13 protein-coding genes are annotated in these 12137 nt (G+C 71.5%); 5 read left to right on the top strand and 8 right to left on the bottom strand.

What is annotated here, in order from left to right; all coding sequences use genetic code 11:
* On the bottom strand, positions 1 to 458 hold a 458-nt coding region (locus AC2W7J_RS09400; RefSeq protein WP_485982192.1), incomplete at its 3' end, for a hypothetical protein.
* A gap of 121 nt (positions 459 to 579) precedes the next feature.
* Between AC2W7J_RS09400 and AC2W7J_RS09405 the strand changes: the two genes are divergently transcribed.
* Together AC2W7J_RS09405 and AC2W7J_RS09410 are read left to right on the top strand one after the other, a co-directional pair.
* Positions 580 to 1101 (top strand): peptidylprolyl isomerase, encoded by a 522-nt coding sequence (locus AC2W7J_RS09405; RefSeq protein ID WP_255184878.1) that lies wholly within the window; start codon positions 580 to 582, stop codon positions 1099 to 1101.
* A gap of 4 nt (positions 1102 to 1105) precedes the next feature.
* On the top strand, positions 1106 to 2026 hold the full coding sequence (locus AC2W7J_RS09410) for a rhomboid family intramembrane serine protease (RefSeq protein WP_421007718.1): 921 nt from the start codon (positions 1106 to 1108) through the stop codon (positions 2024 to 2026).
* A 139-nt stretch (positions 2027 to 2165) separates the two neighbouring features.
* On the opposite strand, the gene AC2W7J_RS09415 is transcribed toward AC2W7J_RS09410, so the two are convergent.
* Positions 2166 to 2525 (bottom strand): cell division protein CrgA, encoded by a 360-nt coding sequence (locus tag AC2W7J_RS09415; protein ID WP_255184880.1) that lies wholly within the window; start codon positions 2523 to 2525, stop codon positions 2166 to 2168.
* A gap of 81 nt (positions 2526 to 2606) precedes the next feature.
* Between AC2W7J_RS09415 and AC2W7J_RS09420 the strand changes: the two genes are divergently transcribed.
* The 3 genes from AC2W7J_RS09420 to AC2W7J_RS09430 are packed head-to-tail and all read left to right on the top strand — an operon-like array spanning position 2607 to position 5075.
* Positions 2607 to 3404, top strand: coding sequence for a DUF881 domain-containing protein (locus tag AC2W7J_RS09420; protein ID WP_255184881.1), 798 nt, complete (start codon positions 2607 to 2609; stop codon positions 3402 to 3404).
* Positions 3405 to 3421: 17 nt separating this feature from the next.
* Positions 3422 to 4078, top strand: a complete 657-nt coding sequence (locus AC2W7J_RS09425; protein ID WP_485982193.1) for an aminodeoxychorismate/anthranilate synthase component II — start codon at positions 3422 to 3424, stop codon at positions 4076 to 4078.
* 16 nt (positions 4079 to 4094) lie between these two features.
* Entirely contained in the window at positions 4095 to 5075 is a 981-nt protein-coding gene (locus AC2W7J_RS09430; protein ID WP_421007721.1) for a YihY/virulence factor BrkB family protein, read from the top strand.
* Between the two features lie 123 nt (positions 5076 to 5198).
* On the opposite strand, the gene pknB is transcribed toward AC2W7J_RS09430, so the two are convergent.
* The 6 genes from pknB to AC2W7J_RS09460 all read right to left on the bottom strand — a co-directional run.
* Positions 5199 to 7094, bottom strand: a complete 1896-nt coding sequence (gene pknB, locus AC2W7J_RS09435; protein WP_255184884.1) for a Stk1 family PASTA domain-containing Ser/Thr kinase — start codon at positions 7092 to 7094, stop codon at positions 5199 to 5201.
* A gap of 46 nt (positions 7095 to 7140) precedes the next feature.
* Complete coding sequence (locus tag AC2W7J_RS09440; protein WP_485982194.1) at positions 7141 to 8595, bottom strand: peptidoglycan D,D-transpeptidase FtsI family protein; 1455 nt, start codon at positions 8593 to 8595, stop codon at positions 7141 to 7143.
* On the bottom strand, positions 8592 to 9968 hold the full coding sequence (locus AC2W7J_RS09445; protein WP_255184886.1) for an FtsW/RodA/SpoVE family cell cycle protein: 1377 nt from the start codon (positions 9966 to 9968) through the stop codon (positions 8592 to 8594). The genes AC2W7J_RS09440 and AC2W7J_RS09445 overlap by 4 nt, the downstream gene beginning before the upstream one ends.
* Positions 9965 to 10942: a PP2C family protein-serine/threonine phosphatase gene (locus AC2W7J_RS09450; protein WP_485982195.1), complete on the bottom strand. Its 978-nt coding sequence runs from the start codon at positions 10940 to 10942 to the stop codon at positions 9965 to 9967. The genes AC2W7J_RS09445 and AC2W7J_RS09450 overlap by 4 nt, the downstream gene beginning before the upstream one ends.
* A 259-nt stretch (positions 10943 to 11201) precedes the next feature.
* On the bottom strand, positions 11202 to 11702 hold the full coding sequence (locus AC2W7J_RS09455) for an FHA domain-containing protein FhaB/FipA (protein WP_485982196.1): 501 nt from the start codon (positions 11700 to 11702) through the stop codon (positions 11202 to 11204).
* Positions 11703 to 11738: 36 nt separating this feature from the next.
* Positions 11739 to 12137 (bottom strand): FHA domain-containing protein (locus AC2W7J_RS09460; protein ID WP_485982197.1); only part of this gene is annotated, 399 nt, incomplete at its 5' end.

Consider the following 12137-nt stretch of genomic DNA (forward strand, 5'->3'; position numbering starts at 1 on the left):
GACGGCGGCCTCGTCGGCGGCCTTGCGGCCCCGCGACGGCGCCCGGCGGCAGCCAGGCCGCTCGCGGTCTGGACGACCTTGGGGCAGCACCTCGTCGCGAGGTGGTCGCGCACGTCCTGCACGTCCTTGCCGGCCTGCTCACCCTTCTTGCGGGCCTGCTTCTGGGCCGAGCGGACCTGCTTGCGCGCCTGCTTGCGGCCCTTCTTGGCGTCCTTGGCGGCCTGCTTCTTGGCCTCCTCGGCCTGCTCCTTGAGGTCGGCGGCCCTGCTCGCGGCACCCTCGCGGGTCGCGGCGGCCTGCTCCGAGGCGGCGGCCTTGAGCTCCTGGGCCCGCTCGCTGCCGTGCTCGGTGTGCTCGGCGACCTTGTCGATGATCTCGTGCACCTTGAGCGATGCTGCCTCGGCGGTCTCGTGGGCCTTGACTCGCCCGTCCTCGACCTTGCTGTTCTTCTGGAACACACTTCCTCCTGCGCCGATGGGGTACTCCCCCATCCTGCACCGGATCGTCGGCCGATGAAACCGATAGGGGCGAGGGGCCCGCCACGTCCTCCCTTCGCCCGCGGTCGTTAGCATGGACGCCATGAAGGCGATCCTGCACACCAACCACGGCGACATCTCCATCGAGCTGTTCCCCAACCAGGCCCCCAAGACCGTCGACAACTTCGTCGGCCTCGCCACGGGCGAGAAGGAGTACCAGGACGACGCGGGTCGCACCAACCCGACGAAGTTCTACGACGGCCTCGACTTCCACCGGGTCATCTCCGGCTTCATGATCCAGGGCGGCTGCCCGCTGGGTCAGGGCGTCGGCGGCCCCGGCTACACCTTCGACGACGAGATCCACCCCGACCTGACCTTCTCGAAGCCCTACCTGCTCGCCATGGCCAACGCCGGCAAGCAGATGGGCCGCGGGACCAACGGCTCGCAGTTCTTCATCACCGTCGGCGAGACCCCGTGGCTCAACGGCAAGCACACGATCTTCGGCGAGGTGGCCGACGGCCCGAGCCGCGAGGTCGTCGACAAGATCGCCGGCGTCCAGACCGGCGCGATGGACAAGCCGGTCGAGCCGGTGACCATCGAGTCCGTCGAGATCGTCCAGGACTGATCTCGTGTCGCTGCCGCCGTCCGGCTGGGGCGGATCGTCCACGGACGGCGGCACCGGCGCCTCCCCGGAGGCGCCGACGTGCCCCCGGCACCCCGACCAGATCTCCTACATCCGCTGCCAGCGGTGCCACCGACCGGTGTGCCCGCAGTGCCAGCGCAGCGCGGCCGTCGGCGTCCAGTGCGTCGACTGCGTCCGTGAGGGGTCGAAGGGGGAGCGCCCCCAGCGCACCGTCTTCGGCGGGCGCGCCACGACCGGCACCGACCGCCCCTGGCTGACGATCTCGATCATCGCCGTCTGCGTCGTCGTGTGGATTGGCGAGCTGCTCTCGCCCCGGGTCTTCAGCGAGGTGGCCTTCGCCCCCGCCCTCGGCACGAGCGAGCCGTGGCGGCTGCTGACCTCGGCCTTCGCCCACAGCCCCAACCAGCCGATGCACATCCTCTTCAACATGCTCGCGCTGTGGCTCGTCGGCGGCTACCTCGAGCGGATGCTCGGCTGGGCCCGCTATCTCGCGATCTACCTCGTCACCGCGCTCGCCGGCTCGGTGACCTGGCTGCTCTTCCAGCCGGTCGACCCGGCCGACCCCAATGCCTACGTGCCGATCGTCGGGGCCTCCGGCGCCGTCTTCGGCCTCTTCGCGGCGGTCATCGTGCTCAACCGTCACCTCGGCCGCGACAGCTCGTCGATGATCGCGACGATCGCGATCAACGCCGTCATCGGCTTCCTCGTCCCCAACGTCGCCTGGCAGGCCCATCTCGGCGGGCTCGTCGCCGGCGCGCTCCTCGCGGCGGTCATCGCCCTCTCCCGCAGCCGCCGTCAGCCCGGCCTCGCCTGGGTGGGGATCGTCGCCGTCCTCGCGGTCGTCGTCGTGCTGGGCGTCGCGCGCTATGCCCTCTCCCCGACCGGCTTCGAGGCCCCCTTCGGCTGATCCGGCCCTGTGGACAGGCGAGTTACACGCGTGTCATTTGTCCCCAGATGTGAAAAAGCCTGTGGACAACTCGAGTTGTCCACAGGCTCTGTGGGGAATCGTCCCCACCCGGTGGGTGGGGCGCAGCCGCCCGGCCGGCTCAGCGCCAGCGCGTCGTCATCGCGAAGCCGGCGAGGATGAAGGCGAAGCCCGCACCGAGGTTCCACCGGCCCCAGGACTCCACGGGGTACTGCTCCTGGGTGATGTAGAAGGTCACGACCCACACGAGGCCGATGAGCATGAGGCCGAGCATGACGGGGACGAACCAGCTGGGGTTGCCCACGCGCTGCGCCTTGACCTTGTGCCGCGAGCCGCTGCGCGTCTCGGCCTCGGCCGCCGCCGCACGCTTGCTCGGGTCGCCGGAGCGCGAGGCGCTCTTGGCGGACTTCTTCGCGGTCGTCTCGGCCGACGAGGTGGCCTCGTCGGTCGTCTCCTGCGCGTCGTCGGCGGGCTTCGCCACTGGGTGCTCCTCGGGTCTGCGGACGTCGTGGCCTAGCGTAGATGCCGAGCACCGCACGACCGACCGAAGGGGGGTGCCTCCGTGCCGGACCTGGACCCGGCCCACGCCGCAGCGGCACTGCGCTCGCGCGTGCGCACCTGGCTGACCCACCGACCGAGCCGGTGGTCGGCACTCGTGCCCGTCATCGCCATGGCCGCCGGCCTGCTCTTCGCGACGTCGAGCACGACCGCCCGCGGCACCGACCTGCGCAGCGAGGCGACCGACCTGCCCGACGTCATCCGTGAGCGCACCATCGACAACGAGCGCTCTGCCTCCCGCGTGCGGTCGCTGCGCACCGAGGTCGACGACCTCACCAAGCAGGCCGCCCCCGGCAGCTCCCGGCTGCGGTCCATCGACAAGCAGAGCCGGGCCAGCGCCCGCACGGCCGGCACCACGGCCGTCGAGGGCCCGTCGGTGACCGTCACCCTCGACGACGCGCACCTCAAGGCGAGCGAGGTCCCCGAGGGCTTCACCGTCGACGACGTCGTCGTCCACCAGCAGGACGTGCAGGGCGTGGTCAACGCCCTGTGGCGCGGTGGGGCCGAGGCGATGCAGATCATGGACCAGCGGGTTGTCTCGACGAGCGCGGTGCGCTGCGTCGGCAACACGCTCATCCTCCAGGGGCGGGTCTACTCGCCGCCCTTCACGATCACCGCGATCGGCGACCCGGAGGACCTGCGCTCGGAGCTCGACAGCGACCCCTCGGTGAGCATCTACAAGCAGTACGTCGACGCGGTCGGCCTGGGCTACGAGGTCCAGCAGTCCGACGAGACCGAGCTGCCCCCCTTCGACGGGCGTACGACCCTGGAGCACGCCCGCCCGCTGACGTCGGCGCGGTGAGGGCCCATACTGTGCCGGTGAGCCGCATCCTCGTCGTCGACAACTACGACAGCTTCGTCTTCACCATCGTCGGGTACCTCCAGCAGCTGGGTGCCGAGACGACGGTCGTGCGCAACGACGCCGTCTCGGCGGCCGACGGGGCCGACTTCGACGGCGTGCTCATCTCGCCCGGGCCGGGCACTCCCGAGGAGGCCGGTGTCTCGACGGCGATGATCGAGGCCTGCGCCGAGCGGGCCCAGCCGATGCTCGGCGTCTGCCTCGGCCACCAGGCCCTCGGGATCGTGCTCGGCGCGACCGTCGGCCGGGCCCCCGAGCTGCTCCACGGCAAGACGAGCCGGGTGCTGCACGACCAGACCGGAGTCCTCACCGGTCTCGCCTCGCCCTTCACCGCGACGCGCTACCACTCGCTGACGATCGACCCGGCGACCGTGCCCGACGCCCTCGTGCCCAACGGGCACACCGAGTCCGGCGTCATCATGGCCGCCCACCACCGCGACCTGCCGCTGCACGGCGTGCAGTTCCACCCCGAGTCCGTCCTCACCGAGGGCGGCCACCGGATCCTGGCCAACTGGCTGGAGATGACCGGTGACACCGGTGCCGTCGCGCGCAGCGCCGGCATGTCGCCCCTGGTGCGCGATGTCGAGGGCGTGGCCCGGGCCGTCGCCGCCGGCTGACGGGCGAAGGGGGGAGATGAGCGAGCCGACCGTCGGCCCGCTGGACCGAATCCAGCGCCGCCACCCCGTCCTGGGCTTCCCGATCGCGGTCGTCTACAAGTTCTTCGACGACTTCGGCGGCTACCTGTGCGCGCTGCTCACCTACTACGGGTTCCTCTCCCTCTTCCCCGGGCTGCTCCTGCTCTCGACGGTCGTCGGCATCGTCCTGCAGGGCCAGCCGGAATGGCAGGAGCGGATCCTCGACTCGGCCCTGTCGGAGTTCCCGATCGTCGGTGACGAGCTGCGCACGACGGGCACCATCGGTGGTGGCCCGGTCGGTCTGCTCGTCGGTGGTCTCGCCGCGCTCTACGGTGGCCTCGGTGTGGGGCAGGCGCTGCAGTACGCGAGCAACACCGCGTGGATGGTCCCGCGCAACAGCCGGCCCAACCCCTTCGCCAGCCGCGGCCGTGGCCTGCTCCTGCTCCTCGTCGCCGGGCTGACGATCGTCGTCACCACCGGCCTGACGACCTATCTCCAGCAGCTCGTCTCCGGGGGCTACACCGGCTGGGCGATCACCATCGCCTCGGTGCTGCTCAACACGCTCGTCATCGCCGTCATCTTCATCATCGCGACGAGTCGGCCGCTCGACCTCACCGACGTGCTGCCGGGCGCCCTGCTCGCGGCGCTGTCGTGGCAGGGGATGCAGGCGGTCGGCGCGGTCTACGTCAGCACCGTCATCGAGCGGGCGAGCAACCTCAACTCCGTCTTCGCCATCGTCCTCGGCCTGCTCGTCTTCCTCTACACGATGTCGGTCGCTATCATGCTCTGCGTCGAGGTCAACGTCGTGCGCAAGGAGCACCTGTGGCCGCGGGCGCTGCTCACGCCCTTCACCGACCAGGTCGTGCTGACGAGCGCCGACCAGCGGGCCTATGCCCGGCACGCCGAGGCGCAGCGGCTCAAGGGGTTCCAGCGCATCGATGTCTTCTTCGACGAGTCCCGCGGGCGCGGGGACGACTGATCCCGCCGACAGGGGGGGGACAACCCTGCACGACCCTAGGGTTGTGCAGGGTTCTCGCCCGCCACCAGGGCACACCCGAGGGCCGACGGGATCAGCGGCTGCGCTCGCGGGGTCGAGGGACGACTACGGGCTCGAGGGGGACTGGGTCGTGCGGTCCGACCCGGGGGTGCGGGTCGAGCTGGGCGACGGGCTGAGCGTGCCCGACGGCGAGGTCGAGGTCGACGACGGCTCCGAGCTGCTCGGGCTGTCGCTGCTCGTCGGGGAGTCGCTCGAGGACTCGCTCGTCGAGGTGTCCGTCGGCGTCTCGGTGACGGTCGCGGTCGTCGTCTGGTTGGGCTCGCGCGCCACGACGAAGGTGACCGTGCGCCCCTGCCGGACCTTGCCCGCGTCGGGATCCTGGCTCAGGATCGTGCCCGGCTCCTCGCTGGAGATCTCGGACTCGACGCTCACCTCGAGGCCGAGCGCGAAGATCTCGTTGCGCACGTCGTCGATCTGCTGGCCGGTGTAGTCCTTGAGCTGCACGTCGCCGCTCGCGACGACGACGTCCACACTGCTCCCCTTCGCCACCGGCTCGGCGACGCCGGGGTCGGTGCTGATGACGTGGTTGGCCGCCTGGTCGGGGCTGTCCTCCTCGGTGACCGTGCCGAGCGTGAGGCCCTGCGCCTCGAGGGCGGACTTCGCCTCGCTGCGGCTCATGCCGATGATGCTCGGCACCCCGACGTCGTCCGGGCCGGCGGACACCTCGATGACGACGGTGTCACCCGTCGGCACGCTCGCGCCCGTGCCGGGGTCCTGCGAGACGACCTCGCCCACCGGCGCGTCGTCCGCGACCTTTTCGACATCGGGCCGCAGGCCCGCCTTGGTCAGCTCCGAGCGGGCGACCGCCTCGTCCTTGCCGACGAGGTCGGGCACGCTCACCTGCACGACCTCTTCGCTCTGGCTGGCGCTCCAGGCGTACCAGCCGAGCAGGGCGAGCGGGATGAGCAGGAGGGCAGCGAAGACCCAGCCCAGGCCGGAGCGGCGGCGCCGTGGTCCGGCCAGGGGCATCGATGCGGTGTCGGGGTCGGCCGCCAGCGGCGCGGCGGCGCTGGGTGCGGTGACCGGCAGGGTCGTCGTCGCGGCCTCGAGCCGCTCGGTGGCAACCGGGCTGATCGGCATGCCGCCGCGGTATGCCCCGAGGTCCTCGGCCATCGTCCGGGCGTCGGGGTAGCGCTCGTCGCGGTCCTTGGTCAGCGCGTGGTGGGTGATCGCGTCCAGCTCCGCCGGGACGTCGGGGTTGACCGACGAAGGGAGCGGGATGTCGGCGTTGACGTGCTGGTAGGTCAGCGAGATGGGCTCGCCGGTGTAGGGCGTGCGCCCGGTGAGCAGCTCGAAGAGCAGGCAGCCGGACGAGTAGACGTCGCTGCGCTTGTCGACCGTCTCGCCACGCGCCTGCTCGGGCGAGATGTACTGCGCGGTGCCGATGACCGCCTGGGTCTGGGTCATCGTGGCCTGGGTGTCGGCGATGGCCCGGGCGATCCCGAAGTCCATGACCTTGACGCTGCCGTCGTCGGTGACCATGACGTTGCCGGGCTTGATGTCGCGGTGGACGATGCCCATGTCGTGGCTGTAGTCGAGGGCCTCGAGGACCTGCTGGACGATGCGGGCGGCGTCGGCGGGGTCGAGGTAGCCGTGCTCGGACTCGTTGAGCAGCTCGCGCAGCGTGCGGCCGTCGACGTACTCCATGACGATGTAGGGAATGTCGAGGGTCGCGCCACCGGCCTCGGTGATGCGGTCCTCGCCGGAGTCGTAGACGGCGACGATCGAGCGGTGGTTGAGGCCGGCGACCGACTGCGCCTCGCGGCGGAAGCGGCCGAGGAAGGCCGCGTCGCGGGCGTGGTCGGTGCGCAGGATCTTGATCGCGACCGGACGGCCGAGGCGGGCGTCGTGGCCCAGGTGGACCTCGGCCATGCCGCCGCGGCCGATGAGCTCGCCGACCTCGTAGCGGCCGCCGAGCAGACGCGGTGTCGAGGTGCTCATGCTGTCCCCCTGGACGTGCGGGTGGTGTGGGTGCTGGGGTGGCGGGTCACTCGAGCGCCGCCTTCATCACGGCCGCGCTGATCGGTCCGGCGACCGATCCGCCGTAGGCCTCGTTGCCGGCCCGGCCGCCGTCCTCGACGACGACCGCCACGGCGATCTTCGGGTTGTCGGCCGGGGCGAATCCGGTGAACCACGCGTGCGGCGCGGCGCCGTCGGCGTGCTCGGCGGTGCCGGTCTTGCCGGCGACGCTGTAGCCGGGGACGGCGGCCTGGGTGCCCGTGCCGCGCTCGACGACGAGCTTCATCATGTCGGTGAGCTCGTCGGCCGTCTCGGGCTCCATGGCCTTGGACAGCTGCTCGGGCTTGGTCTCGCTGATCTCCGACAGGTCGGAGCCGAGCACCGACTGGACGAGGTGCGGGGTCATGACGACGCCGTCGTTGGCGACCGCCGCGCTCACCATGGCGACCTGCAGCGGGGTGACGCGCACGTCGTACTGGCCGATGCCGACCTGGGCCTCCTGCGGCGGGTTCATCTCGTCGGGGAGCGTCGACGGCGTGACCTTCATCGGGATGTCGAGGTCCTCGCCGAAGCCGAACTTGCTCGCCTGCTCCCGCATCGCGTCGCCGCCGAGCTCCATGCCGAGCCAGCCGAAGGCGGTGTTGCACGAGTCCTGCATGGCGACCGCGAGGGTCACCATGTCGTTGGGCCCGCAGGCGCCGGCGTGCGAGTTGGGCAGGTTGGTCGTGGTCTGCGGCAGGTCGAGCTCGGCCGGGCCCGGGATCTCGGAGTCCTTGGACCACTGGCCGTCCTCGATCGCGGCCGCGGCCGTGACGATCTTGAAGACCGAGCCCGGCGGGTAGAGGTTGCCGGAGATCGCGCGGTTGACCAGGGGGCGGCCCGGGTCGGAGTTGAGCGAGTCCCAGGCCTTCTTCTCCGTCGCCGGCGAGTGGCTCACCAGGGGCGTCGGGTCGAAGTCGGGGTGCGAGACCATCGCGAGGATCTCGCCGGTGCGCGGGTCGAGGGCGACGACGGCGCCGCGCTGGTCGCCGAGGGCTTCGTCCGCGGCGCGCTGCACCTTGGGGTTGATGGTCAGCTCGACACTCGCCCCCTTCGGCGTGCGGCCGGCGATCGTGCCCGTGAGCCGGTCGTAGAAGAGCTTGTCGTCGCGGCCGGAGAGCAGGCCGTCGGAGGCGGACTCGACGCCGCCACCGGGGCCGTAGGTGAAGGAGTTCCACCCCGTGATGTGCGAGTAGAGCCGCGGGTCGCTGTAGGTGCGCTGCCACTGCAGGTCGTCCTGCGTCGGCGACGACGAGGCGATGGCACGACCGCCGAGGAGGATCTGGCCGCGCTCGCGGGCGTAGCTCTCGAGCTGCGTGCGGCGGTTGCCCGGGCGGTCGTTGATGTCCTGGCTGCCGAGGACCTGGATCCACGTGCTCGCGCCGAGCAGGAGGACGAACATCAGCGCGACGAGCATCGACAGGCGGCGGATGGGCTGGTTCATCGCGTCTTCACCACCTGCGTCGGGGCGTCCATCGAGGCCGGGTCGAACTCCGGCTCCGGGCGGCGGGCGTGGTCGCTGATCCGCAGCAGGATCGCGATGAGCGTCCAGTTGGTCAGCAGCGAGGACCCGCCGTAGGCGACGAAGGGGAGGGTGAGACCGGTGAGCGGGATGACCCGGGTGACGCCGCCGATGACGACGAAGACCTGGATGGCCAGGACGAAGGTCAGGCCGCTCGCGAGGAGCTTGCCGAAGCCGTCGCGCAGGCCGATGGCCGAGCGCAGGCCGCGCTCGACGAGCAGCGCGTAGAGCAGGATCAGCGCGAAGACGCCGATGAGGCCGAGCTCCTCGGCGAGGCTGGTGAAGATGAAGTCCGACTCGGGCAGCGGGGTCAGCCACGGCCGGCCGCGGCCCAAACCGGTGCCGGAGATGCCGCCCGCGGCCATGCCCATGATCCCGGTGCCGAGCTGGCCGCACTGCTCCATGCCGGCCTCGGAGAAGGTGTCGGTCCAGCACAGGATGCGGGTCTGCACGTGCCCGGCGAACTGGTAGACGACGACCGCGCCGACGGCGGCCAGACCCAGGCCGAGGACGATCCACGAGGTGCGCTCGGTCGCGATGTAGAGCATGGCGACGAAGAGCCCGAAGATCAGCAGCGTCGTGCCGAAGTCGTTTTCCAGCACGAGGACGAGCGCGGCGGCGAGCCAGGCGATGACGAGCGGGCCGAGGTCGCGGCCGCGGGGGAAGGTGATGCCGAGGAACTTGCGCCCGGCGAGGGCGAGCATGTCGCGGGTCTGCACGAGATAGCCGGCGAAGAAGATCGCGAGCAGGATCTTGGCGACCTCGGCGGGCTGGAAGGTGAAGGCGCCGAGCTTGATCCAGATCTTCGCGCCGTAGACCGAGTGGCCGAGGGGCGTGAGCGGCAGCGCGATGAAGATCAGCGCGAAGAGCCCCGCGGTGTAGGTGTAGCGCCGCAGCACGCGGTGGTCGCGCAGCAGGACGAGCACGACGAGGGCGATGCCGACGCCCAGGCCGGTCCAGATGAGCTGGCGAAGGGCGAGCCCGCTGGAGAAGTCACGTCCGGCCGCGAGGTCGAGCCGATGGATCATCACCAGTCCGATGCCGTTGAGCAGGGTGACGATCGGCAGGATGATCGGGTCGGCGAAGGAGGCCCGCCAGCGCAGGACGAGGTGCACGGCGAGGGCGATCGCCGCGAGGATGCCGGTGTGGCCGAGCAGGTCCGGGGGGATCTCGCCGGACTCGGCGACCGAGACGTTGATGTAGGCGAGGATGACCACGCCGATGGCGAGCGCCGTGAGCAGCAGCTCGACATTGCGCCCGCGGGCGGGGGTGATCGTCGTGATGGCCCGGCTCATCGTCCGCACGGCTCCCCGGTGGCCCGCAGCTGGCCGCACTTCTTCGCGGCGGTGCGCAGGCTGTCGACGCGCTCGTCGGCGGCGGAGCGCGAGCCGACCGAGATCGTCGCCTCGACCTCGTCGCGGTAGAAGGAGGGCAGCTCGGACAGCTCGATGTCGGTCTGGTCGACCGCCGAGTGCAGCGAGATCGGCCCGAGGTCCTGGGCGACGCCACGGTAGACGGTGACGTGCCCGTCCTGGGCGCCGACGTAGTACTGCGTCTGGGTCCACGCATAGCCGGCGTAGCCGACGGCGCCGACGAGCAGCAGGGCGACGAGCAGCCCGCCGAGGCGGCGGGCCCAGCGACCACGGCGGCCGGTGTGCTCCTCGTCGAGCTCGACGGCCTCTTCGTCCTCGTCGGGCCGGGTCAGCGCGGCGGCGCGGGCGGCGGGCGAGGTGTCGACACGCTTGCGCGGGCGGCGCAGGGCGGCGGAGCCGACGACCTGCGGCTGGGTCGAGGGGGCGGTGCCCGACTCGACGACGTCGGCGACGACGACGGTGACGTTGTCGGGGGCGCCGGCGCGCAGCGCGAGCGAGACGAGGTCGTCCGCGGCCTGGCCGGGCGGGGTGCCGCCGGTGAGGATCTCCTCGATGGTGTCGAGGGCGACGAAGCCGGAGAGGCCGTCGGAGCACAGCAGGTAGCGGTCGCCGAGGTGGGCCTCGCGGGCACCGAGGTCGGGCTCGTCGTCGTCGGCGCCGGTGAGCACACGGGTGACGACGGAGCGCTGCGGGTGGGTGCTCGCCTCCTCCTCGGTGATCCGGCCCTCGTCGATGAGGGTCTGGACGAAGGAGTGGTCCTTGGTGATCTGCGACAGCCGGCCGTCGCGCAGCAGATAGGCACGCGAGTCGCCGATGTGGGCGAGGATCAGCTTGTTGCGGCCGCATGATCGCGGTGACCGTCGTGCCCATGCCCTCGAGCTCGGCGTTGTCGGCATAGGTACGCGCGATCTCACCGTTGGCGCGGGTGATCGCCCGGCCGAGCTGGGTCGAGGCCTCGGCGGCGGTGAGCGAGTCGTGGTCGATCTCGACGAGCTCGGTGATGACGGTCGCGGAGGCGAGGTCGCCGCCGGCGTGCCCGCCCATGCCGTCGGCGACGACGAGGAGGTGCGGCCCGGCATAGCCCGAGTCCTGGTTGTCCTTGCGGACGAGCCCGACGTCGGACCTTGCGGCGAAGTGGAAGGTCAGCGCCATCGGCTAGTTCCTCAGCTCGATGACCGTGCGGCCGATCCGGATCGAGGTGCCGGTCTCGACCGGCACGGGGTCACCGACGCGGTACTGGCCGAGGAAGGTGCCGTTGGTCGAGCCGAGGTCTTCGACGTACCAGCCGTCCTCGCCGCGGATGATCCGGGCGTGCCGGCCGGAGGCGAACTCGTCGTCGAGGACGAGGGCGCACTCGGGGTTGCGGCCGATGAGCACGCCGGACTCGCGCAGCGGCAGGGAGGTGCCGGTGAGCGGCCCCGTCGTGAGGACGAGGTGGGTCGGGGTGCGGGGGTTGCGCGGGGGGCGCGGGGTCTCGGAGACGGGGGCGGCCCCCTTCGCTCCTCGCCGTCCGGCCTTCTTGGGCGGGGCCGGGCGCCGGTTGACGACGCGGGTGCCGAAGAGGTCGGTGCGCAGCACCGAGGCGACGGACAGCACGAAGACCCACAGGAGCACGAGCAGGCCGAGGCGCAGCACGGTGACCGTCAACTCGCTCACGTCCGGGACTCCTGTCGGGTGTGTGGTGGGGCCGGCTCAGCGGCCGACGTGGAAGGTGGCGTGCGTGCGCCCGACGGTGATCGAGTCACCGTCGGTGAGCCGCACCGCGTCGGTCGGCTCGCCGTTGACGAAGGTGCCATTGGTCGAGCCGAGGTCGCGCAGGTGGGTCACGAGGTGCGGGCCGTCGTGGGTGACGCGCACCTCGCAGTGCCGCCGCGAGATCCCGGGGTCGTCGAGGACGACGTCGGCGGTCTCGTCGCGGCCGAGCACGGTCATTGCGGAGATCAGCGGGTAGCGCTCGCCGTCGATCTCGAGCCACGGCCGGTCGTGGACGGACCGGGTCGGGGCCTGGCGCGGCGGCTCGGGGCGGTGCACCGACGTCGGCTGGTCCTCCTCGCGGCGGGGCGAAGGGGGGCGAGGCACCGTCCGCTCGGG

Source organism: Janibacter sp. CFPM2_SD2, assembly GCF_057364645.1.

Coding starts and splice junctions, on each gene's coding strand:
- AC2W7J_RS09405 (WP_255184878.1), top strand. CDS start 580: ATGAAGGCGATCCTGCACACCAACCACGGCGACATCTCCATCGAGCTG.
- AC2W7J_RS09430 (WP_421007721.1), top strand. CDS start 4,095: ATGAGCGAGCCGACCGTCGGCCCGCTGGACCGAATCCAGCGCCGCCAC.
- pknB (WP_255184884.1), bottom strand. CDS start 7,094: ATGAGCACCTCGACACCGCGTCTGCTCGGCGGCCGCTACGAGGTCGGC.
- AC2W7J_RS09440 (WP_485982194.1), bottom strand. CDS start 8,595: ATGAACCAGCCCATCCGCCGCCTGTCGATGCTCGTCGCGCTGATGTTC.
- AC2W7J_RS09445 (WP_255184886.1), bottom strand. CDS start 9,968: ATGAGCCGGGCCATCACGACGATCACCCCCGCCCGCGGGCGCAATGTC.
- AC2W7J_RS09450 (WP_485982195.1), bottom strand. CDS start 10,942: ATGCCGACAACGCCGAGCTCGAGGGCATGGGCACGACGGTCACCGCGA.